The sequence below is a fragment of the Halodurantibacterium daqingense genome (assembly GCF_042666235.1).
Classification (GTDB): Bacteria; Pseudomonadota; Alphaproteobacteria; order Rhodobacterales; family Rhodobacteraceae; genus Halodurantibacterium; species Halodurantibacterium daqingensis.
In genome coordinates this window covers 211,250-235,631 of record NZ_JBHTFQ010000002.1, presented here as the reverse complement: position 1 = coordinate 235,631, position 24,382 = coordinate 211,250, and the positions used below count along the sequence as shown (strand labels likewise).

Genomic DNA, 24,382 nt, shown 5'->3' with positions numbered 1-24,382 from the left:
CTGTGCCCGCGCGGTCCGTCCCGCGGCCGCGGAGAGCCCAGCTGCACTTCCCGGCACGGCGAGGCGACGAGATGGCCTTGCCATCCCCCGGCCTTCGGCCGGATCATCCGCCTGCACGGCCTGCCGCCTTCCGGCCGCGTCTGATCCGGCAGTCAGATGGGCGGCGGTTGCCGTGCTGTTACCTGCGTCCCGTAGGCTCCTCGCCGCGTGCCCGTTGTGGAAAGGCGCACGCGACCGAACGGAAACATTTACAAAACGAACATTCGCGCCTATGTTTTCGCAAAGACCTGAGGGGGCAGATGTGACACGGGCTGACGAGGTTCTTGACCTGTTCGTGATCGGCGGCGGGATCAACGGATGTGGTATCGCACGCGATGCGGCGGGCCGGGGGCTCGGCGTGGCGCTGGCCGAGATGAACGATCTTGCCTCGGCCACCTCATCGGCCTCGACCAAGCTGTTTCACGGTGGGCTGCGCTATCTGGAGTATTACGAGTTTCGCCTGGTGCGCGAGGCGCTGATCGAACGCGAGGTGCTGCTGCGCAACATGCCGCATATCAGCTGGCCCATGCGCTTCGTGCTGCCCCACAACCGGGGCATGCGGCCCGCGTGGCTGCTGCGGCTGGGGCTGTTTCTGTACGACCATCTGGGCGGCCGCAAGATCCTGCCGGGCACGCGCACGCTGGATCTGCGCCGCGATCCGGCCGGCGCGCCGTTGCGTCCCGGTTTCGCCCGGGCCTTCGAATACTCGGATTGCTGGGTCGAGGATTCGCGGCTTGTCGTGCTGAATGCGCGGGACGCGGCCGCGCGCGGCGCCCGGATCCTGACCCGCAGCAAGGTGGTCAGCGCAACGCGCGCAGACGGGCTGTGGCAGGTGATCGTAGAAGGCCCCGACGGGCGCCGCAGCTTTTCCGCCCGCGCTCTGGTCAATGCCGCGGGCCCCTGGGTGGGCGAGGTTATCCGCGGCGCGCTGCGCATCAATTCGACGGAGAGGGTGCGGCTGGTGCGCGGCAGCCATATCGTGACGCGGCGCCTGTTTGACCATGACCGCTGCTATTTCTTCCAGGGGGCCGACGGACGGATCATCTTTGCCATCCCCTACGAGGGCGACTTTACCCTGATCGGCACCACCGATGCCGATCACGAAGGCGATCCGGCGGCAGCCAGCTGCAGCCCCGAGGAACAGGACTATCTCTGCCGTTTTGCCAGCGCGTATTTTGCCCGCCCCGTCACGCGCGAGGATATCGTGTGGACCTATTCCGGCGTGCGCCCGCTTTACGACGACGGCGCCAGGACCGCGACGGCCGCCACCCGGGATTATGTCCTCTCGCTCGACACCTCCGGGGCGCCACTGCTGAACGTGTTCGGCGGCAAGATCACCACCTACCGCAGGCTGGCCGAGGCGGCGCTGCACCGGCTCAAACCGCATTTTCCGGGGATCAGCGGCGACTGGACCGCCCATCACCCCCTGCCCGGCGGCGATTTTCCCGTGGATGGATTCGATGATCTGGTCGCGGCGCTGAAGGCGGACCATCCCTTCCTGACGCCCGCCTGGGCGCGGCGGCTGGCGCGGGCCTATGGCACCGAGGCGCAGCGCCTTCTTGAGGGCGCGCAGGACGCCGCCGACCTGGGGCACGACTTTGGCGCAACGCTGACCGAACGCGAACTGCACTGGCTGATGCAGAAGGAATGGGCCATGACCGCCGAGGATGTGATCTGGCGGCGCAGCAAGCTGGGCCTGCGCCTGCAACCGGATCAGGTCGCCGCGATCGATGCCTGGATGAAAGCGGCGCGCGCACAACCGGCGCCGCCCCAGGATCAGCCCCCGGCGGCCCGCGCCCGGACTTGACGCCGGACACCGTTCAGCCAAGCTTCACCGGAAAAAGGGAGGAAACGCATGGGCAGCATTCTTGCCATCGACCAAGGCACGACCTCGACCCGGGCCATCCTGTTCGATGACCGGATGCAGATCCAGGCCGTCGCACAGGAAGAGTTCCCGCAGCATTTCCCGCGCTCGGGCTGGGTGGAACATGACCCCTCCGACATCTGGTCCTCGACCGCGGCGACCTGTCGTGCGGTGATGGAACGCGCGGGGCTGCGTGGGGACGATATTCTGGCCATCGGCATTACCAACCAGCGCGAAACCGTGCTGCTGTGGGACCGCGACACCGGCCAGCCGCTGCACAATGCGATCGTCTGGCAGGACCGTCGCACCGCCGCCACCTGCGCCAGCCTGCGCGAAGCCGGACATGAACCGATGATCAGCGCCCGGACCGGGCTGATCATCGACCCCTACTTTTCGGCCACCAAGCTGGCCTGGCTTCTGGACAATATCGACGGCGCGCGCGACCGGGCCCGCGCCGGAAGGCTTGCCTTCGGCACCGTGGACAGTTTTCTGATCTGGCGGCTGACAGGGGGGCGGGCGCATGTGACCGATGCCACCAATGCCGCCCGCACCATGCTTTACAACATTGCCGAGGGCCGCTGGGATGAAGAGATCTGCGCCCTCTTCGACATTCCCACCGCGATCCTGCCCGAGGTGCGCGACTGCGCCAGCGATTTCGGCCTGACCCGCGCCGACCTGTTCGGCCGCGAGATCCCGATCTTCGGCGTGGCGGGCGATCAGCAGGCGGCGACGCTGGGTCAGGCCTGTTTCCAGCCGGGCATGGTGAAATCCACCTATGGCACCGGCTGCTTTGCGCTGGTGAACACCGGCACGCAGCACCTGACCAGCCGAAACCGGTTGCTCAGCACCATCGCCTATCAGCTTGACGGCACGCCCTGCTATGCGCTCGAAGGGTCGATCTTCATTGCCGGGGCCGTGGTGCAGTGGCTGCGCGACGGGCTGCGGATGATCCGCGACGCGGCCGAGACCCAGCCCCTTGCGGAACAGGCCGATCCGCATCAGGCCGTCTATCTGGTTCCCGCCTTCACCGGTCTTGGCGCCCCCTATTGGGATGCCGAGGCGCGCGGCGCCATCTACGGGCTGACCCGCGCGACCGGTCCGGCGGAACTTGCGCGGGCGGCGCTGGAAAGCGTGGGCTACCAGACCCGCGACCTGATGGAGGCGATGGCCGCCGACATGGAGGGGCTGACCGTCGCGACGCTGCGGGTCGATGGCGGCATGTCGGCCAGCGACTGGACGATGCAGTTCCTGGCCGACATTCTGGGGGCACCCGTGGACCGGCCGCAACTGCGGGAAACGACGGCGCTCGGGGCTGCCTGGCTGGCGGGCATGCGCGCCGGCATCTACCCCGACAAGGAGGGCTTTGCCCGCGCCTGGGCGCTGGATCGCCAGTTCACCCCGCAGATGGCGCCCGAGATCCGGGATGCGAAATATGCAGGGTGGAAGGACGCGGTGCGCCGGACGCTGCACCAGACGCCTTGAACATTGACCTTTGAGCCGTTTTCCGCTAGTCGCTCTGCATCCGCTCTCGCGGCCTAATCCCGTCGGGGCGCCCCGGAAACCCGCGTCCCTCAACCTTACGGCCCGATGCCGTAACAAACTGGACGCTTATGACCAAATTTACCGATCTCGCATTGGACCCGAAGGTCCTTCAGGCGATTGCCGAAGCCGGCTACGAAACTCCGACGCCGATCCAGGCACAGGCCATTCCCCACGCGCTGGAAGGCCGCGACGTGCTGGGCATCGCCCAGACCGGCACCGGCAAGACGGCAAGCTTCACGCTGCCGCTTATCACGATGCTGGCGAAGGGCCGTGCGCGGGCGCGCATGCCGCGCAGCCTGGTGCTGGCGCCGACACGCGAACTGGCGGCCCAGGTCGCCGAAAACTTCGACATCTATGCCAAGCATACCAAGCTGACCAAGGCGCTGCTGATCGGCGGCGTCAGCTTTGGCGAACAGGACAAGCTGATCGACCGCGGCGTCGATGTGCTGATCGCCACGCCGGGCCGGCTGCTGGACCATTTCGAACGTGGCAAGCTGCTTCTGACCGGCGTGCAGGTGATGGTCGTGGACGAGGCCGACCGGATGCTCGACATGGGGTTCATCCCGGATATCGAACGGATCTTCCAGCTGACCCCCTTCACCCGCCAGACGCTGTTCTTCAGCGCCACCATGGCGCCCGAGATCGAGCGGATCACCAACACCTTCCTCACCGCCCCCGCGCGGATCGAGGTCGCGCGCCAGGCCACGACCAGCGAGAATATCGAACAGCGCCTGATCGAGGTGAAACCCTCGCGCAAGGATCGCAGCTTTGCCGAAAAGCGCGCAGTGCTGCGCGCGCTGATCGAGGCCGAGGGCGAAGCCTGCACCAACGCGATCATCTTCTGCAACCGCAAGATGGATGTGGATGTGGTGGCCAAGTCGCTCAAGCAGCACGGGTTCAATGCCGCACCGATTCATGGCGATCTTGACCAGTCGCAGCGCAGCCGCACGCTTGATGCCTTTCGTGACGGGTCGTTGCACCTTCTGGTCGCCTCGGACGTGGCGGCGCGCGGGCTGGACATTCCGGCCGTCAGCCATGTGTTCAACTTCGACGTGCCCAGCCACCCCGAGGATTATGTGCACCGCATCGGCCGCACCGGGCGCGCCGGGCGCAAGGGCAAGGCCTTCACGCTTGCCACGCCCTCGGACGAGAAATACCTGGCCAATGTGGAAAGCCTGGTGAAACAGCCGATCCCGCGCGGCGAGAACCCGCTGCCGCAGGTCCGTCCCGAAGCCGAGACCGCCGAGGAAAGCGCGCCGCGCCGCACAAGCCGCAGCCGCAGCACAAGCCGCAACACCCCCCGCGGCGCCCCGCGTGAGGGCGCCGAGGTCGTGGCCGAACGCGCCCCGGAGCAGGACGCCGCACGTCCGGCCGAACGCAGCACGGATCGTCCGCATGACCGCGCGCCCGAACGTGCTCCGCGCGAAGACCGCAGCCGGTCCGGCCGCAGCGACCGCCGCGACCCTGTGGTGGTGGGCATGGGCAGCCATGTGCCGGACTTCATCCTGCGCAGCCTGGCCCGCAGCCGTCCGGCCAGCGATACCGAAGCGGCCCCCGAGACGGGCGCCGAGGCTGACGGCGAGTGAGAGCGGCCGGGGTTTTCCCGGCCTTTCCCCAGGCCTCGGCCGCGCGGCCACAGAACATCGATCAGTGCCTGTTACGATGATGTGACATCGCGCGGTCGCCGGAGGTGGGCTCGGGATGCCAGACAAGCGCCCACCCCGGCCTCCGCGTGCGCGCCGGGCGCGCGAATGTGAGGGGCGACCGAGCGCCTCGGGCCTGCCTCGCCATCCGTCCTCCACCCCCAGATGCGGCCGTGATGCGCCGGATACATGCCAGCGCAGCTCGGTCTGTGTCAGAACCACTGCCCCGCGGCCCGGGACCATCGGCTTGCCGCAGCCTTGCGCCGCGGCACGGCCCTGCTCGGCCCCGGATGGCGGCGCGCCGGGGTGGCAACCGGCCACCACCGGGCGCGCATCGGGCTAGTCCATCAGGCGGCTGACGACCACCGAAACCTCGGGTTTCTTGCCGATCTCCTCCATGCAGACCTGGCGCACGATCCGACGGATCGCATCGTCAAGCTTGTCGTCATCGGCGATCACCCGGTCATCGGCCCGGACGAGGAAGCTGTTCAGCTCGGTTTCCAGCGTCTCGGTCAGGGGCGCGCCGGTGCGGCCGGTCTCGGCAAGGCCCAGCGTTTCGGCCCAGGGCTCGCCCAGGATCTCGTCGTCTTCATCGACAATCAGCGTGATCATCACATGGCCATTCATCGCCAGGCGCAGCCGATCGCGGATCACCCCGTCCAGCGCGCCCACCTGGACCGAGCCGTCAAGATAGATCCGCCCGGTTTCGATATGCTCGACCACCTTGGGGGCGTCGCCGGTCAGATCCACCATCATGCCGTTGCTGACGATCTGCGACGTGATTCCGCGCGTCATCGCCAGTTTGACATGTTCGCGCAGATGGCGATGCTCGCCGTGCATCGGCAGAAGGATCTGCGGGCGGATCAGTTCGTGAATCCGCTCAAGATCCGGGCGGTTGGCATGGCCCGACACGTGATACTTGCCGCCCGTGTCATCGACGACATCCACGCCCATTTCGGAAAAGGCGTTCATGATCCGGATCACACCGGATTCGTTGCCCGGAATGGTCTTGGAGGAAAACAGGAACAGATCGCCCTCTTTCAGCGACAGACCCAGATACTTGCCGCGGCTGAGCTGCGCCGAAGCGGCCCGGCGTTCGCCCTGGCTGCCGGTCACGATCAGCATCAGGTTCTCGCGCGGGATCTGCGCCGCCTCTTCAGGGGAAACGGTTGAGGGGAAGTTCGTCAGCACCCCGGTTTCGACCGCCGCCGTCACCATCCGCTTCATCGCCCGGCCCAGCAGACAGACCGAGCGGCCATTGGCCACCGCCGCATCCGCAAGCGTCTGCAACCGCGCCACGTTCGAGGCGAAGGTCGTGGCCACCACCATGCCCCGCGCGCCCGCGACGAGTTCGGTCAACGCCTCGGGCAGCGAGGATTCCGAACGGCCGGGATGCAGCGAAAAGACGTTGGTGGAATCGCACAGCAGAACCTTGACCCCTTCGGCCCCGATGCGTGCGGCTTCTTCAGGATTGAACGGCTCGCCCACGACGGGGTTGTGGTCGAGCTTGAAATCGCCCGAGTGGAAAATGCGGCCCGCCGGCGTATCGATGATCAGCGCCGAGCTTTCGGGGATCGAATGGCTGACCGGCACGAACTGCACCTTGAAGGGCCCCGCCTCGACCGTGTCGGGGCGCGCGCCGACAATGTTGATCACGTCGCGCGGATGGCCGTGTTCCTCGAACTTGAGGCTGGCGATACGGCCCGTGAAGCGACGCGTATGGATGGGCGCGCGCAGGCGGGGCCACAGGTGCCCAAGGGCGCCCACATGGTCTTCATGGGCATGGGTGATGAAGATCGCCTCGATCCGGTCTGCGCGTTCGGCCAGCCAGGTCACGTCGGGCAGGATCAGGTCCACGCCCGGCGTCGTTTCCATGTCGGGGAAGGTCACGCCAAGATCCACGACGATCAGGCGTTCCTTGCCAGGCCGCCCATAGCCGTAGACATAGCAGTTCATCCCGATCTCGCCCGCCCCGCCCAGGGGCAGATAAATCAGTCGTTCATTGGTCATCTGTTCTCCAGATCCTTGTTGTAGCTGTGGATGACCGTGAGACCATGCATGGTCAGGTCATCCTCGATTGCGTCGAACAATGCCTCGCCGCTGGCAAATAACGGTGCGAGCCCGCCCGTCCCGATGATCCGCATCGGACGGCCGTGCTCGGCTTTGATCTGCGTGCATATACCCTGGACGAGACCGACATAACCCCAGAACACACCCGCCTGCATGCAGGCGACGGTGTTCTTGCCGATCACGGATTCGGGCTTGGTGATATCGACATGCGGAAGGGCCGCGGCTGCCATGTGCAGCGCCTCCATCGACAGATTGACGCCAGGCGCGATCACCCCGCCGATATAGGCGCCGTCGCTGTCCACGACATCGAATGTGGTTGCGGTGCCGAAATCGACCACGATCAGGTCCCCGCCGTGGCGATCAAAACCCGCCACCGTGTTGACCAGGCGATCGGGGCCCACCTGCGTGCCGGGATCGACCCGCACATCGACCGGCAGCCGGCAGTCGGGCTTGCCCACCACCAGCGGGCGGCAGTCGAAATAGCGGTTGCAGAGCACCCGCAGATTGAACACCACCCGCGGCACGGTCGAGGAGATGATGACCTCGGTCACCTGCGCCTCGATCTTCTGCAGGCTCATCAATGTGGAAAGCCAGACGAAATACTGATCTGCGGTGCGCCGATGATCCGTGGCGGTGCGCCAGGTGGTGACGAAGCGACGTCCGTCCCACAGGGCGAAAACGGTGTTGGTGTTGCCGCAATCGATGGTCAGAAGCATCTTGCCCCCCTAGCCGAAAAACACTTCGCCCGCCGGGATCGCCACGCGGCCCCGGGCGGTGACAAGGATCAGCGCACCCTGGTCGTCCAGCTCGATGAACCGGCCCTCATGGCTCTGGGTTCCGGCACGGGCCATCACCGTTTCGCCCAGACGCGCGGCGCGGGCCATCCAGGCGGTGCGGATCGGGCCGAAACCATAGGTCGCGAACTGCGCCTCCCATCGGGCGAAGGCGGGGGCGAGGATGTCCAGAAACTCTTCCGGCGTCACGCGCGCACCGGTTTCCGACAGAAGCGAGACCGGACGCAACGCGCCCGCCTCCACCTCGTTACCGCCGGGGGCGCTGACCAGATTGACGCCGATGCCGATTGCCAGATGGCCCGTGCTTGCGCTGCTGCTTTCAAGCAGGATGCCCGCCACCTTGGCGCCGTTCAGAAGCACGTCATTGGGCCATTTCAGGGCAAAGGGCTCGGCCCGGCCGGTGACAGTCACGAAGGTTTCATGCAGGGCAAGCGCAGCCACGAAGGACCGCAGGGCCATTCTCTCGGGCGGATCAGCGGGCCGCATCACCAGCGTCGCGGCAAAGTTGCCCGCCGGATCGACCCAGGCGCGCCCCCGCCTGCCCCGGCCGGCCGTCTGGCGCAGGCCGAGAATCCACGCAGGCCCCGACAGGGTCGGAGCCATGCGCGCAGCCTCGGTCATGGTGCTGTCAACCACATCGAGGACATGACGGCCCACCCCGGTGGGCCATGTCAGCCTAGCGGACAAGCGTCTGCGCCGCGACCGCTGCCAGCGGGTCGATCCCGAACAGGTTGACCACACCCACCACCATCACCACGGCCGACGCCATCAGCAGCCCCCACTGAACCGTGGGCATGCGCCGGTCAAGGCCCTCACCCTCTTCGCCGAAATACATGAAATAGACGATGCGAAGATAGTAATAGGCGCCGATCACCGAGGCCACGCCGCCGGCGATCGCCAGCCAGACCATGTCGGCATCCACTGCGGCACGCAGCACATAGAACTTGCCGAAGAAGCCCACCATCGGCGGGATGCCAGCTAGGCTGAACATCAGCACCAGCACCGCCAAAGCCTTCATCGGCTCGTGCCGCGAATACATGTTCAGGCTGCGGATATCGCTGACCGGGCGGCCGTCCCGTTCCATCGACAGGATGAAGGCGAAGGTGCCCACGTTCATCGTGACATAGATGGCAAGGTAAACCAGCATCGCCTGGACCCCGCCCGCCGTGCCCGCGGCAAGACCGACCAGCGCATAGCCCATATGGGCGATCGAGGAATAGGCCATCAGGCGCTTGATGTCACGCTGGCCGATGGCCGCAATGGACCCGACGAACATCGACAGCACCGCCAGCAGGGCCAGGATCTGCCCCCAGTCGGCCGCGGCCGGCCCGAAGGCGTCATGGGCAATGCGCGCCAGAAGCGCCATGGCGGCGACCTTGGGCGCGGTGGCGAACACCGCCGTGACCGGCGTCGGTGCCCCCTCATAGACATCGGGCGTCCACATGTGGAACGGCACGGCCGAGACCTTGAACGCAAGCCCGGTGATCAGGAACACCAGCCCGAACAGCAGCCCCAGCGACACCTCGCCCGCATGCACCGTGGTGATGATCCCCGAAAACAGCGTCGTGCCGGTATAGCCATAGGTCAGAGATGCGCCGTAAAGCAGCAGCCCCGAGGACAGCGAGCCCAGCATGAAATACTTCAGCCCCGCCTCGGTGGATTTCGCATGGTCGCGCCGGAACGAGGCCAGCACATAAAGCGCCAGCGACTGCAGCTCCAGCCCCATGTAAAGCGCCATCAGATCGCCCGCCGACACCATGATCATCATGCCGACGACCGAAAGCGTCACCAGCACCGGATATTCGAAGCGCAGCATGTCGCGGCGCGCCATGTAGTCCTGGCCCATGACCAGCACTGCCGCCGCCGACAGCAGGATCACCACCTTGGCAAAACGCGCGAAGGCGTCGTTGATGAACATGCCTCCGAAGGCCGCGCGGTTGCCGCCGCCGGTCATCCCCAGCCAGAGCGCGAGCGCCACCATGACGCCCGCAGTCACCCAGATCAGAAGTGGCGCCGTGCGGTCCTTGCCCGCGAAGGCCCCGAACATCAGCGCAGCCATGGCGAAAAGCGCCAGCAGCAGTTCGGGCAGGACGATGGAGATATCGGCAGAGATCATGATCCGGTCCTTCAGTTCGCAGCAAGGCGCAGCGCGGCTTCCGCCGCGGCCACCGCCGTCTGCACGTCATCCACCAGCGCACCCACCGAGGGGCCGATGATGTCGGTCACAAGCGAGGGATAAACCCCCAGAAGCAGCGTCATGGCGACCAGCGGCGCAAAGATCGCCTTTTCCCGCCGGGTCATGTCGGTGATCGACCTCAGGCTTTCCTTGATCAGGTCCCCCCAGACGACGCGGCGATAAAGCCAGAGCGCGTAGCCCGCCGACAGGATGACGCCGGTGCAGGCAACGAAGGCAACCCAGGTGTTGACCTGGAACACGCCCATCAGCGTCAGGAATTCGCCGACGAAACCGCTTGTGCCCGGCAGGCCGACATTGGCCATGGTGAACAGCATGAAGACCAGCGCATAGACCGGCATCCGGTTCACAAGCCCGCCATAGGCCTCGATGTCGCGGGTGTGAATCCGGTCATAGATCACGCCGACACAGAGGAACAGCGCGCCGGAAATGAAGCCGTGGCTGATCATCTGGAAGATCGCCCCGTCGACGCCCTGCTGGTTGGCGGCAAAGATGCCCATGGTCACAAAACCCATATGCGCCACCGAGGAATAGGCGATGAGCTTCTTCATGTCCTCCTGCATCAGCGCGACGAGGCTGGTGTAGACGATGGCGATCGCCGAAAGCCATAGCACCAGCGGCGCCATCAGGTCGCTTGCCACCGGGAACATCGGCAGGCTGAAGCGCAGGAAGCCATAGCCGCCCATCTTCAGAAGGATCGCCGCCAGTACCACCGACCCGGCGGTCGGCGCCTGCACGTGGGCATCCGGCAGCCAGGTATGGACCGGCCACATCGGCATCTTGACCGCGAACGAGGCGAAGAAGGCCAGCCACATCAGCGTCTGCGCCCCACCCACGATCTGCCAGCCCAGCAGACTGATGGGGCCGGCGCTGAATTCGTGCCGCAGCAGCGCCACGATATCGGTCGTGCCCGCATCCACATACATGGCGATCATCGCCACCAGCATCAGCACCGAACCAAGGAAGGTGTAAAGGAAGAACTTGAAGGCCGCGTAGATCCGGTCCTTCCCGCCCCAGATGCCGATGATCAGGAACATCGGAATCAGACCGGCCTCGAAGAAGAAGTAGAACAGCACCAGATCCAGCGCCACGAACACGCCGATCATCAGCGTTTCCAGCAGCAGGAAGGCGATCATGTATTCCTTCACCCGGTGCTGGACGTCCCAGCAGGCCGCGATGGTGATCGGCATCAGGAAGGTGGTGAGCATCACGAACAGGATCGATATGCCGTCCACGCCCAGCTTGTAGCGCAGGCCCATGATCCAGTTGTGATCCTCGACGAACTGGAAGCCGGTGTTCTGCGGGTCAAAGCCCGCCAGCAGGAACAGCGACACGAGGAAGGTGGCGCCGGTGGTCACCAGGGCAAGCCATTTCGCATTGCGCTGCGCCGCCGGGTCATTGCCCCGCAGGAACACGGCAAGGATCAGCGCGCCGACAAGGGGCGTGAAGGTGATGATGGAAAGAAGGTTTCCCATTATTCAGCGCCCCCCGAGAGCGTCATCCAGGTGATGAGCACGGCAATGCCGATCACCATGGCAAAGGCATAGTGGTAGATGTAGCCGGTCTGCGCCCGCACGGCGAGCCGGGTGAAGAACGGCACCGCGCCAAGCGCCACACCGTTGATCGTGCCGTCGATGACCGCACCATCGCCCTTCTTCCACAGGAACCGTCCCAACGCCTTGGCAGGCCGCACGAAGACAAAGTCGTAGATCTCGTCGAAATACCATTTGTTCAGAAGGAAGCGGTACAGGATCTGCTGGTTCTCGGCCAGCTTGCCCGGCAGATCGGGACGACGGATGTAGAAGGCATAGGCCAGCGCCAGCCCCAAAAGCATCGCGATGAAGGGCGACAGCCGCACCCACACGGGGACGTAATGCGCGTCATGCAACACCGTGTTTTCGCCATGCATCAGGATCGAGGTGCCGAACCAGTCCACAACCGCATGCTCATCGCCGAAGAAGGGCGTGTACCAGATCATCCCGGCGAAGACCGCGCCAAGGCCAAGCACCGCGAGCGGAATCAGCATCACCAGCGGGCTTTCATGCGCATGGTCATGCGTATGCTTGTCGCCGCGCGGCTTGCCGAAGAAGGTCATGAACATCAGCCGCCAGCTGTAGAAGCTTGTCATCGCCGCCGCGATCACCAGCAGCCAGAAGCCATAGGCGGTGCCGCCGGCATAGGCGCTCTCGATCACCGCGTCCTTCGACAGGAAGCCGGCAAAGCCGATATGGGTCAGCGGGATGCCGACGCCGGTGATGGCCAGCGTGCCGATCATCATCGCCCAGTAGGTATAGGGGATCTTCTTGCGCAGCCCGCCATAGTTCCGCAGATCCTGTTCATGGTGCATCGCATGGATCACCGAGCCCGCGCCCAGGAACAGCATCGCCTTGAAGAAGGCGTGCGTGAAAAGGTGGAACATCGCCACGGAATAGACGCCCACACCGGTAGCCACGAACATGTAGCCAAGCTGCGAACAGGTCGAATAGGCGATCACCCGCTTGATGTCGTTCTGCACAAGGCCGACGGTCGCCGCGAAGAAGGCGGTGGTTGCGCCGATGACCACGATGAAGTTGGCCGCCTCCGGTGCATATTCGATCAGCGGCGACATCCGGCACACCAGGAACACCCCGGCCGTCACCATGGTCGCCGCGTGGATCAGGGCCGAGACCGGCGTCGGCCCCTCCATCGCATCGGGAAGCCAGGTGTGCAGGAACAGCTGGGCCGATTTGCCCATGGCGCCCACGAACAGCAGGAAGGCCAGCAGGTTCGCCGCGTTCCACTCGGTCCAGAGGAAGGTGATCGAGGTTTCCGCGATCTGCGGCACCGCATCGAAGATCGTGTCGAACTGGATGCTGTCGGTCAGGTAGAACAGGCCGAAGATGCCCAGAAGGAAGCCGAAATCCCCGACCCGGTTGACGATGAACGCCTTCATCGCCGCCGCGCTGGCCGAGGGTTTGCGCCAGTAGAAGCCGATCAGCAGATACGAGGCCACGCCGACGCCTTCCCAGCCGAAGAACATCTGCAGAAGGTTGTCCGCCGTCACGAGCATCAGCATGGCGAAGGTGAAGAACGACAGATAGGCGAAGAACCGGGCCTTGTAGGCCTCGCCAGGCTTCCAGTTCTCGTCATGGGCCATGTAGCCGAACGAATACAGATGCACGAGCGCCGAGACCGAGTTGATCACCACCAGCATGATCGCGGTAAGACGATCAAGGCGGATCGCCCATTCGGCGGCAAGGCTGCCCGAGTCGATCCAGCGGAACAGGACGATCTGGCGCGGCGTGCCATCATAGCCCAGGAACACGACCCAGGACAGAAGCGCGGCAAGAAACAGCAGCGCCGTAGCCGTGACCTGGCCGCCCTTCTCGCCGATGACGCGCCAGCCGAAGCCGCAGATCAGCGCGCCGACCAGCGGCGCGAAAAGGATGATCGTTTCCATCTGGCCTTACCCCTTCATCACGTTGACGTCTTCGACGTCGATCGTGCCCCGGTTGCGGAAGAAGCAGACAAGGATCGCAAGGCCGATCGCAGCCTCGGCCGCGGCCACCGTCAGGACAAACATCGTGAAGACCTGCCCGGCCAGGTCGCCGAGGAAGCTCGAAAAGGCCACGAGATTGATGTTCACCGACAGCAGCATCAGCTCGATCGACATCAGGATCACGATGACATTCTTCCGGTTCAGAAAGATGCCGAAGATCCCGATGACGAACAGCGTCGCCGCCACCGTCAGGTAATGTTCCAGTCCTACCATCATCGTCCCTCCGGGCCTGCGCCCACCTTCTTTTTCGTCTCTGCCATGCCCGGGGCCGCACCACACGGGCGCCCCCGTCTGCAGGATCCGTCAGAGCCCCTGACCGGGCTTCACATCCTTCAGTTCCATCGCCTTGGCCGGATCGCGATACATCTGCGCCAGCACATCCTGCCGCTTGATGCCCACCCGATGGCGCAGCGTCAGGACGATGGCGCCGATCATGGCCACCAGCAGGATCAGCCCGGCCGTCTGGAACAGGAAGATGTACTGGTCGTAGATCAGAAGCCCAAGCGCGCGGGTGTTGTGCACCTCGTTCAGATCCGGGGTGACCGCCTGCCGCAGCCCCAGCGCACCCTCGGCCTGCTGCCAGGCGCCATAGGCCAGCGTCAGCTGCATCAGGATCACAAGGCCGACCAGCGCGGCAATCGGCATGTATTTCGCCATCTCGGCCTTCAGCGCGGCGAAATCGATGTCGAGCATCATCACCACGAACAGGAACAGCACGGCCACCGCGCCGACATAGACGATGATCAGAAGCATCGCCACGAATTCGGCGCCCAAGAGCACGAACAGGCCGGCCGAGGACAGGAAGGCAAGGATCAGCCACAGCACCGAATGCACCGGATTGCGGGCGACCACCACAAGCAGCCCCGCCGCGACCGCGACCAGGGCAAAGGCATAAAAGGCATAATCCGCGACAGTCACGCGCTGTCCTCCTCGGTTTCGTCAAAGACGCTCTGGGCGATCTGGAGCGCCTTCGTGGCAGCGGGCAGGCCGCCGAACATGGTCATCTGCTGGATCACTTCCGCGATCTCGCGCTTGCGCGCCCCGGCCTCGAGCGCATGGCGGATGCTCAGCTTCAGCTGCGCCTCGGCCTGCGCGCCCACCACCGTCAGCGCCGCGATGATCACCAGCAGCCGGGTCTTGGCATCCAGCCCCTCGCGGTTGAAGGTGTTGCCGAACGCCATCTCCATGAAGCTCTTCGAGAGCGTCGGCATCAGGTCTTCATAGCCGGTCAGACGAAAATGCTCGAGCGCAGGATTGAACTTGCGCGCCATCTCCTGGCTTTGCGCAATCATCGTCTCGAAGAGTTTGGAGAAATCGTTGCTCATCGGTAGGGCGCATCCATTTCAAGGTTGCGCGCAATCCGTCCTTCCCAACGATCCCCGTTCGCAAGAAGCTTTGCCTTGTCGTAGAACAGCTCTTCCCGCGTTTCGGTGGAGAACTCGAAGTTGGGCCCCTCGACGATGGCATCGACCGGGCAGGCCTCTTGGCAGAAGCCGCAATAGATGCACTTGGTCATGTCGATGTCATAGCGCGTCGTGCGACGGCTGCCATCTTCGCGCGGCTCGGCCTCGATGGTGATGGCCTGCGCCGGGCAGATCGCCTCGCACAACTTGCAGGCGATGCAGCGTTCCTCGCCACTGGGATAGCGGCGCAGCGCATGTTCACCGCGGAACCGGGGCGACAGCGGCCCCTTTTCATGCGGGTAGTTCAGCGTCGGTTTCGGCGCCACGAAGTACCGCAGGCCAAGGCCGAAGCCCTTGATGAAGTCCGTCAGGAGGAAATACTTGACGGCGCGGGTGATATCGATCCCCATTTGTCAGCCTCCGGTTGCCCAGCGGGCCCAGGCGCCGCCGAGAATTTCAAATTTCGCCAGGAAAGACACGAGCACAACCCAGCCCAGCGACAGCGGCAGGAACACCTTCCAGCCGATCCGCATCAGCTGGTCATAGCGGTAGCGCGGCACGATCGCCTTCACCATTGCGAAGACAAAGAAGAAGAAAGCCATCTTGGCGACCATCCAGAGCGCGCCATCGGGCAGGCCCGGAATGGGCGACAGCCAGCCGCCGAAGAACAGCAGGCTCATGAGGGCGCACATCAGGAAGATGGCGATATATTCACCGGCCATGAACAGAAGGTAGGGCGTCGAGGAATACTCGACCATGAAGCCGGCGACGAGTTCGGATTCCGCCTCGGGCAGATCGAAGGGCGGGCGGTTGGTCTCTGCCAGCGCCGACACCAGGAACAGCACCACCATCGGCAGATGCGGCAGCCAGTACCAGCTGAAGATGCCGTAGGGGCCATCCTGCGCCGCGACAATCGCCCCGAAGTTCATCGAGCCGGTCGAGATGATGATGCCGATGATGATCAGGCCCAGCGACACCTCATAGGAAATCATCTGCGCCGCCGACCGAAGCGAGCCAAGGAACGGGTATTTGGAGTTCGAGGCCCAGCCGCCCATGATCACGCCGTAAACCTCGAGCGAGGACACCGCGAAGACAAAGAGGATCGCCACGTTGATATCGGCCAGAACCCAGGTTGGGTTGAACGGGATCACCGCCCAGGCCGTCACTGCAAGGACGAAGGACAGCATCGGCGCGAGGAAATAGACCGGACGGTCGGCCCCGGCCGGCACCACGATTTCCTTCACCACATATTTCAGCGCATCCGCCACCGATTGCAGCAGGCCAAAGGCGCCCACGACGTTCGGGCCACGCCGCATCTGCACGGCCGCCCAGATCTTGCGGTCGCCATAGACAAGGAACAGAAGCGAAATCATCACGAACATGATGACCAGAAGGCTCTGCGCCACGATGATCAGCGCGATCCCGAGCCCCGATTGCAAAAAGTCAGCCATAATGCCTCACATCCGTCCGCTCCGGCCTCTGCCGGACACTTCGTCGCATCGCCCGCTGTAAAGCGCATTCGCGCCCGGCGTGCCACCCTTTTCGTCAACCGGCGCGCCGGGCGCGCCGGCCAGATCATTCCGCCGCAAGCGGCGCCGCCTGCCGCCCGCGTTCCAGTGCCGAAAGTTCGGCCATCAGGGCCGAGGCACGGGCAATCGGGTTGGTCAGGTAGAAATCACCAAGCGCATAGCGGAAGCTCGCCGTTGCCGGTTCCTGCAGCGGCAGGCGCTGCCAGGCGTTCTGCGGCACCTCGTCGATCAGTTCCAGATGCGGAACTTCCGCAACCAGCGCCTGCCGCAACTGCGCCAGGCTGTCATAGGGCAGCACCGCCCCCAGCTCGGCCGACAGCGCCCGCAGGATCGCCCAGTTGTCCCGCGCGTCGCCGGGCGCAAAGCCTGCGCGCAGCGCCAGTTGCGGACGGCCTTCGGTGTTCACGAAAATGCCCGGTTCCTCGGTATAGGCGGCGCCAGGCAGAACGATATCCGCCCGATGCGCGCCACGGTCGCCGTGGCTGCCCTGATAGATCACGAAGGGCCCCTGGCCGATCTCGATCTCGTCCGCGCCGAGATTGTAGATCACCTCGGCCCCGTCCAGCGCCGCGGAAATCCCGCCTTCGGTCACGGCGCCGATGTCCATCGCGCCCACGCGCGACGCGGCGGTGTGCAGCACCAGAAGCCCGCCGCCCAGGCGTTCGGCCAGCTTCATCGCCTGCGACAGGACCGCCGCGCCATCGGATTCGTTCAGCGCCCCCTGCCCCAGGATGACGATCGCGCCCTCGGCAGGCTCGGCCTCGCGGGCAAGCGACACAAGCGCGGCGCGGTCAGAGCCGTGCTCGACCACATCGAAGGTCAGATCCGCGACCGGCCCGACACGGTGCACCTCGGCGCCCTGCAGCCAGGCCTTGCGGATCCGCGCGTTCAGAACCGGCGCCTCGATCCGCGGATTGGTGCCGATCAGATAGATGCTGCGGGCGCTGTCGATATCCTCGATCGCCGCCGTGCCGACATAGGCCGAACGGTTGCCCGCCGGCAGCTTGGCACCATCGGTCCGGCATTCGGTCACGCCGCCGATGCGGTCCATCAGCTGTTTCAGCGCGAAGGCGGCTTCGACCGAAACCAGATCGCCGACCAGGCCCGCAACCTTGCGGCCCTTCATCGCCGCGGCCGCGCGGTTCAGCGCCTCGGCCCAGGTGGCAGGGCGCAGGCGCCCGTTCTCACGGATATAGGGCTTGTCCAGCCGCTGCCGGCGCAGCCCGTCCCAAACAAAGCGCGTCTTGTCGGAAATCCATTCCTCGTTCACACCGTCATGGTTGCGCGGCAGGATGCGCATCACTTCGCGGCCGCGGGTATCCACCCGGATGTTCGAGCCGAGCGCATCCATCACGTCGATGGTTTCGGTCTTGCTCAGTTCCCACGGACGGGCCTTGAACGAATAGGGCTTGGAGACCAGCGCGCCCACCGGACACAGATCGATGATGTTGCCCTGCAGGTTCGAGGCCAGCGTCTCGTTCAGGTAGCTGGTGATCTCGCTGTCTTCGCCGCGGCCGGTCTGTCCCATCTGGGTGATCCCGGCGACTTCGGTCGTGAAGCGCACGCAGCGCGTGCAGGAAATGCAGCGCGTCATGTGGGTTTCGACCAGCGGGCCGAGGTTCAGGTCTTCCGTGGCCCGCTTGGGTTCGCGGTAGCGGCTGAAATCCACGCCATAGGCCATCGCCTGGTCCTGAAGGTCACATTCGCCCCCCTGGTCGCAGATCGGGCAATCAAGCGGATGGTTGATGAGCAGGAACTCCATCACCCCTTCGCGCGCCTTCTTGACCATGGGCGAATTCGTCTTGACCACAGGCGGCTGGCCCTCCGGCCCCGGCCGCAGATCCTTGACCTGCATCGCACAGGAGGCCGCGGGCTTGGGCGGGCCGCCCACGATTTCGACAAGGCACATCCGGCAGTTGCCCGCGATCGACAGGCGTTCATGATAGCAGAAGCGCGGGATCTCGATCCCGGCCTGTTCCGCCGCCTGGATGAGGGTCATCGCCGGATCGACCTCAAGCTCGATCCCGTCGATGATGATTTTACGCAGGTTGCTCATCGCCTTACTCCGCCGCGACCGCGCTGACGCGGCCGGTCCGTTTCGCCTTGATGCGGTCCTCGATCTCGTTCCGGTAGTGCCGGATCAGGCCCTGGATCGGCCAGGCCGCCGCATCGCCAAGGGCGCAGATCGTATGCCCCTCGACCTGCTTGGTCACGTCAAGCAGCATGTCGATCTCTTCGACCTCGGCCTCGCCGCGCACCAGCCGGTCCATGACCCGCATCATCCAGCCCGTGCCTTCGCGGCAGGGGGTGCACTGGCCGCAGCTTTCGTGCTTGAAGAACTTGGCCAGCCGCCAGACCGCCTTGATGACGTCCGTCTGCTGGTCCATGACGATCATGCAGGCGGTGCCAAAGCTCGATTTGAGCTCGCGCATCCCGTCATAATCCATGATCGCGGTGTCGCACAGATCGGCCGGCAGGATCGGGCAGGAGGCCCCGCCCGGGATCACCGCCTTGAGGTTCTTCCAGCCGCCGCGGACGCCGCCGCCATGCCGCTCGATGAGTTCCTTCATCGAGATCGACATGGATTCCTCGACCACACAGGGCGTATTCACATGGCCTGTCAGGCCGAACAGCTTCAGCCCCGCGTTGTTCGGGCGGCCAAAGCTTGCGAACCATTCCCCACCGCGACGCAGGATGGTCGGCACCACCGCTATGGATTCCACGTTGTTCACCGTGGTCGGGCAGCCGTAAAGGCCGGCGCCGGCCGGGAACGGCGGTTTCATCCGCGGCATGCCCTTCTTGCCCTCGAGGCTTTCCAGAAGCGCGGTTTCCTCGCCGCAGATATAGGCGCCGGCGCCGTGATGCAGGAACAGGTCGAAATCCCAGCCCGAGCCCGCCGCGTTCCGGCCCAGAAGGCCGTTGTCATAGCATTCGTCGATCGCGGCCTGCAGGGCCTCACGTTCGCGGATATATTCGCCGCGGATATAGATATAGGCCGTATGCGCGTTCATCGCAAAGCTCGCGATCAGCGCGCCTTCGATCAGCGTATGCGGATCGTGGCGCATGATCTCGCGGTCCTTGCAGGTCGCGGGTTCGGATTCGTCGGCGTTGATGACCAGATAGGCCGGGCGTCCGTCGCTTTCCTTGGGCATGAAGGACCATTTGAGCCCCGTGGGAAAACCCGCGCCGCCGCGGCCGCGCAGCCCGCTGGCCTTCATCTGGTCGATGATCCAGTCGCGCCCCTTTTCAATGATGCCCGCGGTGCCATCCCAATGCCCGCGCTTCTTGGCGCCAGCGAGGGTGCGTTCGTGCATCCCGTAGAGGTTGGTAAAGATCCGGTCCTGATCCTTCAGCATCGCTTCGCTCTCACTTCTCCTGACGCCTGCGCCAGATCCGATATGTCACCACAAGCGACCAGACGAAGGCCGCCAGCGCCGCCAGGTCGAACAGGAAGGCAAAGCGCGCCTCCCAGCCGAACCGTCCGCCAAGCCATTGCGCGGCGATCCACAGCACCATCGTGGCAACCAGCACCACGGCTACAAGCCGTGCCTGCTGTGCCAATGCGCGGTCCTGATCGGATATTGCCATCGCCGTCCCTTCCAGGCCTCATCGCCTTGTTCGCCCCGGCGCGACCGCGCCGGCAGCCGTCAGTTCCCGTCCGCCTTCAGAAGCGCCTGCGCCGCGGCGACCCAGCCTTCGCGGCTGGCACGGCCGGCATGACCCTTCAGATTGGCATCGACCCAGGCCAGTTCTTCCGCCGTCCAGGCGGCGATCTGGTCCAGATGCCAGATGCCCAGTTCGTTCAGCGCCGCCTGCGTATCGGCATCCACACCTTCCAGCCGGGTCAGATCCTCGCGCTGATCCGTCCGCGGAGAGGACAGCGTCACCGGCTTGACCCCGCTGCCCGAGGCGCGATCGGCCGCTTTCGCGGGCTCGGTCCGTTCGGCGCGCGCAGCAGTTGTCGCCGGGGCCTCCTGCACCGTCACGCCGGTATCATCGGCCGGAACGCCGGCACCGGGGGTGGGCTCGGTCGCCTCGCCCTCGGCAGGGCTGGGACGCTCGGCTTGCAACCAGGGCGTCAGGATCGGCACTTCGGTTCCGTCGATGCGCTTGACCGTGTCGCCGATATCCAGCGCCAGCCGAACCGAGGCGTTATGGCTGTTGCGCCCCTCGACATGGTCCACAAGCGTCGTCGGTCCGCCCTCGGGTTCCGAGGAATAGCGTCCGTTCTGCGGCCCCGGCACCGGAACCCGTCCGGCGGCAAGCTCGGCAATGATCTCGCGCAGACGCGCGGCGGTAAGGTTTTCGTAATAATCCTTGCCGATCTGCGCCATCGGCGCATTGGCACAGGCGCCCAGACACTCGACCTCTTCCCAGGAAAACTTGCCATCGGCCGAAAGCGTGTGCGGCTTGGCGGCGATCAGTTCCTGACAGACGCCGACCAGATCCTCGGCGCCACAGATCATGCAGGTTGTCGTGCCGCAGATCTGGATGTTGGCAACGGATCCAACCGGCTGCAGCTGGAACATGAAGTAGAATGTCGCCACTTCCAGGGCACGGATATAGGCCATGCCCAACATGCTGGCGACATATTCGATCGCCGGGCGGGTCAGCCAGCCCTCCTGCTCCTGGGCACGCCACAGAAGCGGAATGATGGCCGAAGCCTGGCGCCCTTCGGGATACTTGCTGATCTGTGCCTGCGCCCATTCAAGGTTGGCGGGCGTGAAGGCAAAGCTTGCAGGCTGTTCGGGATGAAGACGACGCAGCATCAGCGGCAGTTCTCCGTCATGAGTTGGATCGAGTCGGCACCCGATACACGAACCAGACCGGCCTGCACCAGTTCAGGCGCAAGCGCCCGGATCTGTGCCTCGTTCAGGCCCGAGCTTTGCTGGATGCGTGCGGAATTGGACGGGCTGATGGTGCAGCCCGCTGCCTCGACGGCGGCGATCAGACGCTCGCGCGGGGTGCCGGTGAACTGCGGCTGCGGCGCCGGAGCCTGACAGGCGGCCAGCGCGGCAAGCGCGACGAACAGGGTCACGATACGCATCACCGATCCACCTCGCCAAACACGATGTCCATCGTCCCGATGATCGCCGAGACATCCGCAAGCTGGTGCCCCTTGCAGACGAAATCCATCGCCTGCAGATGCAGATAGCCCGGCGCACGGATCTTGGCGCGGTAGGGACGGTTGGTGCCATCGGCCACCAGATAGACGCCGAACTCGCCCTTGGGCGCCTCGACGGCGGCATAGATTTCGCCCTCGGGCACGCGGAAGCCTTCGGTGTAAAGCTTGAAATGATGGATCAGCGATTCCATCGAGGTCTTCATCTCGGCGCGCCTGGGCGGGGTGATCTTGCCGCGGGCCAGCACATCACCCTTTTCAACACGAAGCTTTTCAATGCATTGCCGGATGATCTTCACGGATTCCCGCATCTCGGCCATGCGGCAGAGATAGCGGTCATAGCAATCGCCGTTCTTGCCGACCGGGATCATGAAGTCGAATTCGTCATAGCATTCGTAGGGCTGCGCGCGCCGCAAGTCCCAGGCAAGGCCCGAGCCGCGCACCATCACCCCCGAAAAGCCCCAGTTCTGGATATCCTCTTCGGTGATGATCCCGATATCGGCGTTGCGCTGCTTGAAGATCCGGTTCTCGGTCAGCAGCGTGTCGATATCGTCAAGACGGGCCGGGAACTGATCGGCCCAGGCTTCGATATCGTCCAGAAGCGCAGGCGGCAGATCCTGATGCACGCCCCCGGGGCGGAAATAGGCCGCGTGCAGCCGCGCGCCGCTGGCGCGTTCGTAGAAGATCATCAGCTTTTCACGCTCTTCGAACCCCCAGAGCGGCGGGGTCAGCGCGCCGACGTCCATGGCCTGCGTGGTCACGTTCAGCAGATGGTTCAGCACCCGCCCGATCTCCGAGTAAAGCACCCGGATCAGGCTGGCGCGGCGCGGGATCTGCGTGTTGGTCAGCCGCTCGATCGCAAGACACCAGGCATGTTCCTGGTTCATCGGCGCCACATAGTCGAGCCGGTCGAAATAGGGCAGGTTCTGCAGATAGGTCCGCGTCTCCATCAGCTTTTCGGTGCCGCGATGCAGCAGGCCGATATGCGGATCGCACCGTTCGACAATCTCGCCGTCCAGCTCCAGAACAAGCCGAAGAACCCCATGCGCCGCAGGATGTTGCGGGCCGAAGTTCAGGTTGAAGTTGCGGATTTTCTGTTCGTGCGTTTCCGCGTCCTTGAAGGAACCGTCCATCATTTTGCCTCTGCCTTCTGATCGCCCGGCAGGATGTAGTCGCCACCTTCCCAGGGACTCATGAAGTCGAACATCCGGTATTCCTGAACCAGGCTCACCGGCTCGTAGACCACCCGCTTCTGCGTTTCGTCATAGCGCACCTCGGTATAGCCCGTCGTCGGGAAATCCTTGCGCAGCGGATGCCCCCGGAAGCCATAGTCGGTCAGGATGCGGCGCAGGTCGGGATGGCCCGAAAACAGGATGCCGAACATGTCGAACACTTCCCGCTCGAACCAGTTGGCCGAGGGATGGATACCGGAGATCGACGGCACGATATCCTCTTCCCGCACCTTCGCCTTCAGCCGGATACGCTGGTTCCGGTACATCGACAGGAAGTGATAGACCATGTCGAAGCGTTGCGTCCGCTCGGGGTGATCCACCGCGGTGATGTCGATCAGGGACGAAAACCGGCAGTTCGGATCGGTCCGCAGAAAGGCAACCAGGTCGACAAGGCCCGACAGGGCCACATCGACCGTCAGTTCGTCATGCGTCACGCGGTATCCGGCCACCGCATCGGGCCGCTTCAGTTCGATATGCGCGCCAAGCTCTTGCAGGGCTTCGGACATGGCCTCTCTCCTCAGCGGGTGATTGTGCCGGTGCGGCGGATCTTGCGCTGCAACTGCAGCAGACCGTAAAGCAGCGCCTCGGCGGTGGGGGGGCAGCCCGGCACATAGATATCGACCGGCACGATCCGGTCACAGCCGCGCACGACGGAATAGCTGTAGTGGTAATAGCCGCCGCCATTGGCGCAGGAGCCCATCGAGATGACATAGCGCGGCTCGGGCATCTGGTCATAGACCTTGCGCAAAGCCGGCGCCATCTTGTTGGTCAGCGTGCCGGCGATGATCATCAGATCCGACTGGCGCGGGCTGGCGCGCGGGGCGATGCCGAAACGCTCCACGTCATAGCGCGGCATCGAGGTGTGCATCATCTCGACCGCGCAGCAGGCAAGACCGAAGGTCATCCAGTGGAGCGAGCCGGTGCGCGCCCAGTTGATGATGTCTTCGGTCGAGGTGAGCAGGAAGCCCTTGTCCTGCAGTTCGCGGTTGAGCGCCTGGGTCGCGACCTCCTTGTCGGGGCCAGCGCCATAGGCTGTGGTCGTCACTCCCATTCGAGAGCTCCTTTCTTCCATTCATAGGCAAAGCCGACGGTCAGGACGCCCAGGAAGGCCATCATCGACCAGAAGCCCACCATAGATATGTCGGCAAAGGCCACAGCCCAAGGGAACAGGAACGCGACTTCGAGATCGAAGATGATGAACAGGATCGAGACAAGGTAGAACCGCACGTCGAACTTCATGCGCGCGTCGTCAAAGGCGTTGAACCCGCATTCATAGGCCGAGACCTTTTCGGCATCCGGGTTGCGCACGGCAATCACCGCCGCCGAGAGCAGCAGGATGAGCCCGAAGGCAACCGTCACGCCCAGGAAGATCAGAATGGGAAGGTATTCTCTCAGCAGAGCGTCCACTGGTG

At 64.6% G+C, this 24,382-nt stretch carries 23 protein-coding genes; 3 read left to right on the top strand and 20 right to left on the bottom strand.

Annotation, left to right across the window (positions count from 1 at the left end; all coding sequences use genetic code 11):
• The first annotated feature begins 301 nt into the window (after positions 1-301).
• The 3 genes from glpD to ACFQXB_RS04535 all read left to right on the top strand — a co-directional run bounded on the left by glpD (position 302) and on the right by ACFQXB_RS04535 (position 5,031).
• Positions 302-1,846 (top strand): glycerol-3-phosphate dehydrogenase, encoded by a 1,545-nt coding sequence (glpD, locus tag ACFQXB_RS04545; protein ID WP_377399800.1) that lies wholly within the window; start codon positions 302-304, stop codon positions 1,844-1,846.
• Between the two features lie 48 nt (positions 1,847-1,894).
• Entirely contained in the window at positions 1,895-3,385 is a 1,491-nt protein-coding gene (gene glpK, locus ACFQXB_RS04540) for a glycerol kinase GlpK (RefSeq protein WP_377399797.1), read from the top strand.
• A gap of 128 nt (positions 3,386-3,513) precedes the next feature.
• Complete coding sequence (locus ACFQXB_RS04535; RefSeq protein ID WP_377399794.1) at positions 3,514-5,031, top strand: DEAD/DEAH box helicase; 1,518 nt, start codon at positions 3,514-3,516, stop codon at positions 5,029-5,031.
• Positions 5,032-5,427: 396 nt separating this feature from the next.
• Here the strand turns inward: ACFQXB_RS04535 and ACFQXB_RS04530 are convergent, their stop codons facing one another.
• The 20 genes from ACFQXB_RS04530 to ACFQXB_RS04435 all read right to left on the bottom strand — a co-directional run bounded on the left by ACFQXB_RS04530 (position 5,428) and on the right by ACFQXB_RS04435 (position 24,377).
• Positions 5,428-7,098 (bottom strand): ribonuclease J, encoded by a 1,671-nt coding sequence (locus ACFQXB_RS04530; RefSeq protein WP_377399791.1) that lies wholly within the window; start codon positions 7,096-7,098, stop codon positions 5,428-5,430.
• Positions 7,095-7,874, bottom strand: coding sequence for a type III pantothenate kinase (locus ACFQXB_RS04525; protein WP_377399788.1), 780 nt, complete (start codon positions 7,872-7,874; stop codon positions 7,095-7,097). Before ACFQXB_RS04525 ends, ACFQXB_RS04530 begins: the two co-directional genes overlap by 4 nt.
• Positions 7,875-7,883: 9 nt before the next feature.
• Positions 7,884-8,639: a biotin--[acetyl-CoA-carboxylase] ligase gene (locus tag ACFQXB_RS04520; protein WP_377399785.1), complete on the bottom strand. Its 756-nt coding sequence runs from the start codon at positions 8,637-8,639 to the stop codon at positions 7,884-7,886.
• Positions 8,629-10,068, bottom strand: a complete 1,440-nt coding sequence (gene nuoN / locus ACFQXB_RS04515) for an NADH-quinone oxidoreductase subunit NuoN (protein ID WP_377399782.1) — start codon at positions 10,066-10,068, stop codon at positions 8,629-8,631. Before nuoN ends, ACFQXB_RS04520 begins: the two co-directional genes overlap by 11 nt.
• A gap of 11 nt (positions 10,069-10,079) precedes the next feature.
• On the bottom strand, positions 10,080-11,621 hold the full coding sequence (locus ACFQXB_RS04510; RefSeq protein ID WP_377399779.1) for an NADH-quinone oxidoreductase subunit M: 1,542 nt from the start codon (positions 11,619-11,621) through the stop codon (positions 10,080-10,082).
• Complete coding sequence (nuoL, locus tag ACFQXB_RS04505; protein ID WP_377399776.1) at positions 11,621-13,585, bottom strand: NADH-quinone oxidoreductase subunit L; 1,965 nt, start codon at positions 13,583-13,585, stop codon at positions 11,621-11,623. Before nuoL ends, ACFQXB_RS04510 begins: the two co-directional genes overlap by 1 nt.
• A gap of 6 nt (positions 13,586-13,591) precedes the next feature.
• A complete protein-coding gene (gene nuoK / locus ACFQXB_RS04500) occupies positions 13,592-13,897 on the bottom strand; it encodes an NADH-quinone oxidoreductase subunit NuoK (protein WP_377400724.1) in 306 nt (101 codons plus the stop codon).
• Between the two features lie 90 nt (positions 13,898-13,987).
• On the bottom strand, positions 13,988-14,602 hold the full coding sequence (locus tag ACFQXB_RS04495; protein ID WP_377399773.1) for an NADH-quinone oxidoreductase subunit J: 615 nt from the start codon (positions 14,600-14,602) through the stop codon (positions 13,988-13,990).
• Complete coding sequence (locus ACFQXB_RS04490; RefSeq protein ID WP_377399770.1) at positions 14,599-15,009, bottom strand: carboxymuconolactone decarboxylase family protein; 411 nt, start codon at positions 15,007-15,009, stop codon at positions 14,599-14,601. The genes ACFQXB_RS04495 and ACFQXB_RS04490 overlap by 4 nt, the downstream gene beginning before the upstream one ends.
• Positions 15,006-15,497, bottom strand: a complete 492-nt coding sequence (gene nuoI / locus ACFQXB_RS04485) for an NADH-quinone oxidoreductase subunit NuoI (protein WP_377399767.1) — start codon at positions 15,495-15,497, stop codon at positions 15,006-15,008. Before nuoI ends, ACFQXB_RS04490 begins: the two co-directional genes overlap by 4 nt.
• A gap of 3 nt (positions 15,498-15,500) precedes the next feature.
• Positions 15,501-16,538 (bottom strand): NADH-quinone oxidoreductase subunit NuoH, encoded by a 1,038-nt coding sequence (nuoH, locus tag ACFQXB_RS04480; RefSeq protein WP_377399764.1) that lies wholly within the window; start codon positions 16,536-16,538, stop codon positions 15,501-15,503.
• A gap of 124 nt (positions 16,539-16,662) precedes the next feature.
• Complete coding sequence (gene nuoG, locus ACFQXB_RS04475) at positions 16,663-18,672, bottom strand: NADH-quinone oxidoreductase subunit NuoG (RefSeq protein WP_377399761.1); 2,010 nt, start codon at positions 18,670-18,672, stop codon at positions 16,663-16,665.
• Positions 18,673-18,676: 4 nt separating this feature from the next.
• The gene (gene nuoF / locus ACFQXB_RS04470) at positions 18,677-19,972 is read right to left on the bottom strand and encodes an NADH-quinone oxidoreductase subunit NuoF (protein ID WP_377399759.1); all 1,296 of its coding nucleotides are present in this window, start codon (positions 19,970-19,972) and stop codon (positions 18,677-18,679) included.
• Positions 19,973-19,982: 10 nt separating this feature from the next.
• A complete protein-coding gene (locus ACFQXB_RS04465) occupies positions 19,983-20,204 on the bottom strand; it encodes a DUF5337 domain-containing protein (RefSeq protein ID WP_377399756.1) in 222 nt (73 codons plus the stop codon).
• A 59-nt stretch (positions 20,205-20,263) separates the two neighbouring features.
• Positions 20,264-21,385 (bottom strand): NADH-quinone oxidoreductase subunit NuoE, encoded by a 1,122-nt coding sequence (gene nuoE / locus ACFQXB_RS04460; protein WP_377399753.1) that lies wholly within the window; start codon positions 21,383-21,385, stop codon positions 20,264-20,266.
• Positions 21,385-21,663, bottom strand: a complete 279-nt coding sequence (locus ACFQXB_RS04455; protein ID WP_377399749.1) for a hypothetical protein — start codon at positions 21,661-21,663, stop codon at positions 21,385-21,387. Before ACFQXB_RS04455 ends, nuoE begins: the two co-directional genes overlap by 1 nt.
• Positions 21,663-22,871, bottom strand: a complete 1,209-nt coding sequence (locus ACFQXB_RS04450; RefSeq protein WP_377400722.1) for an NADH-quinone oxidoreductase subunit D — start codon at positions 22,869-22,871, stop codon at positions 21,663-21,665. The genes ACFQXB_RS04455 and ACFQXB_RS04450 overlap by 1 nt, the downstream gene beginning before the upstream one ends.
• The gene (locus ACFQXB_RS04445) at positions 22,871-23,476 is read right to left on the bottom strand and encodes an NADH-quinone oxidoreductase subunit C (protein WP_377399746.1); all 606 of its coding nucleotides are present in this window, start codon (positions 23,474-23,476) and stop codon (positions 22,871-22,873) included. The genes ACFQXB_RS04450 and ACFQXB_RS04445 overlap by 1 nt, the downstream gene beginning before the upstream one ends.
• An 11-nt stretch (positions 23,477-23,487) precedes the next feature.
• Positions 23,488-24,021 carry a NuoB/complex I 20 kDa subunit family protein gene (locus tag ACFQXB_RS04440; protein ID WP_377399743.1) on the bottom strand — a complete coding sequence of 178 codons (534 nt, stop codon included), beginning with the start codon at positions 24,019-24,021 and terminating at the stop codon, positions 23,488-23,490.
• The gene (locus ACFQXB_RS04435) at positions 24,012-24,377 is read right to left on the bottom strand and encodes an NADH-quinone oxidoreductase subunit A (RefSeq protein WP_377399740.1); all 366 of its coding nucleotides are present in this window, start codon (positions 24,375-24,377) and stop codon (positions 24,012-24,014) included. Before ACFQXB_RS04435 ends, ACFQXB_RS04440 begins: the two co-directional genes overlap by 10 nt.
• Positions 24,378-24,382 lie beyond the last annotated feature (5 nt).

Coding starts and splice junctions, on each gene's coding strand:
- nuoL (WP_377399776.1), bottom strand. CDS start 13,585: ATGGAAACGATCATCCTTTTCGCGCCGCTGGTCGGCGCGCTGATCTGC.
- ACFQXB_RS04465 (WP_377399756.1), bottom strand. CDS start 20,204: ATGGCAATATCCGATCAGGACCGCGCATTGGCACAGCAGGCACGGCTT.
- ACFQXB_RS04525 (WP_377399788.1), bottom strand. CDS start 7,874: ATGCTTCTGACCATCGATTGCGGCAACACCAACACCGTTTTCGCCCTG.
- glpK (WP_377399797.1), top strand. CDS start 1,895: ATGGGCAGCATTCTTGCCATCGACCAAGGCACGACCTCGACCCGGGCC.
- ACFQXB_RS04455 (WP_377399749.1), bottom strand. CDS start 21,663: ATGCGTATCGTGACCCTGTTCGTCGCGCTTGCCGCGCTGGCCGCCTGT.
- nuoE (WP_377399753.1), bottom strand. CDS start 21,385: ATGCTGCGTCGTCTTCATCCCGAACAGCCTGCAAGCTTTGCCTTCACG.
- nuoG (WP_377399761.1), bottom strand. CDS start 18,672: ATGAGCAACCTGCGTAAAATCATCATCGACGGGATCGAGCTTGAGGTC.
- nuoK (WP_377400724.1), bottom strand. CDS start 13,897: ATGGTAGGACTGGAACATTACCTGACGGTGGCGGCGACGCTGTTCGTC.
- ACFQXB_RS04490 (WP_377399770.1), bottom strand. CDS start 15,009: ATGAGCAACGATTTCTCCAAACTCTTCGAGACGATGATTGCGCAAAGC.
- nuoH (WP_377399764.1), bottom strand. CDS start 16,538: ATGGCTGACTTTTTGCAATCGGGGCTCGGGATCGCGCTGATCATCGTG.
- ACFQXB_RS04510 (WP_377399779.1), bottom strand. CDS start 11,621: ATGGGAAACCTTCTTTCCATCATCACCTTCACGCCCCTTGTCGGCGCG.
- ACFQXB_RS04445 (WP_377399746.1), bottom strand. CDS start 23,476: ATGTCCGAAGCCCTGCAAGAGCTTGGCGCGCATATCGAACTGAAGCGG.
- nuoN (WP_377399782.1), bottom strand. CDS start 10,068: ATGATCTCTGCCGATATCTCCATCGTCCTGCCCGAACTGCTGCTGGCG.
- ACFQXB_RS04450 (WP_377400722.1), bottom strand. CDS start 22,871: ATGGACGGTTCCTTCAAGGACGCGGAAACGCACGAACAGAAAATCCGC.
- nuoI (WP_377399767.1), bottom strand. CDS start 15,497: ATGGGGATCGATATCACCCGCGCCGTCAAGTATTTCCTCCTGACGGAC.
- ACFQXB_RS04440 (WP_377399743.1), bottom strand. CDS start 24,021: ATGGGAGTGACGACCACAGCCTATGGCGCTGGCCCCGACAAGGAGGTC.
- nuoF (WP_377399759.1), bottom strand. CDS start 19,972: ATGCTGAAGGATCAGGACCGGATCTTTACCAACCTCTACGGGATGCAC.
- ACFQXB_RS04535 (WP_377399794.1), top strand. CDS start 3,514: ATGACCAAATTTACCGATCTCGCATTGGACCCGAAGGTCCTTCAGGCG.
- ACFQXB_RS04530 (WP_377399791.1), bottom strand. CDS start 7,098: ATGACCAATGAACGACTGATTTATCTGCCCCTGGGCGGGGCGGGCGAG.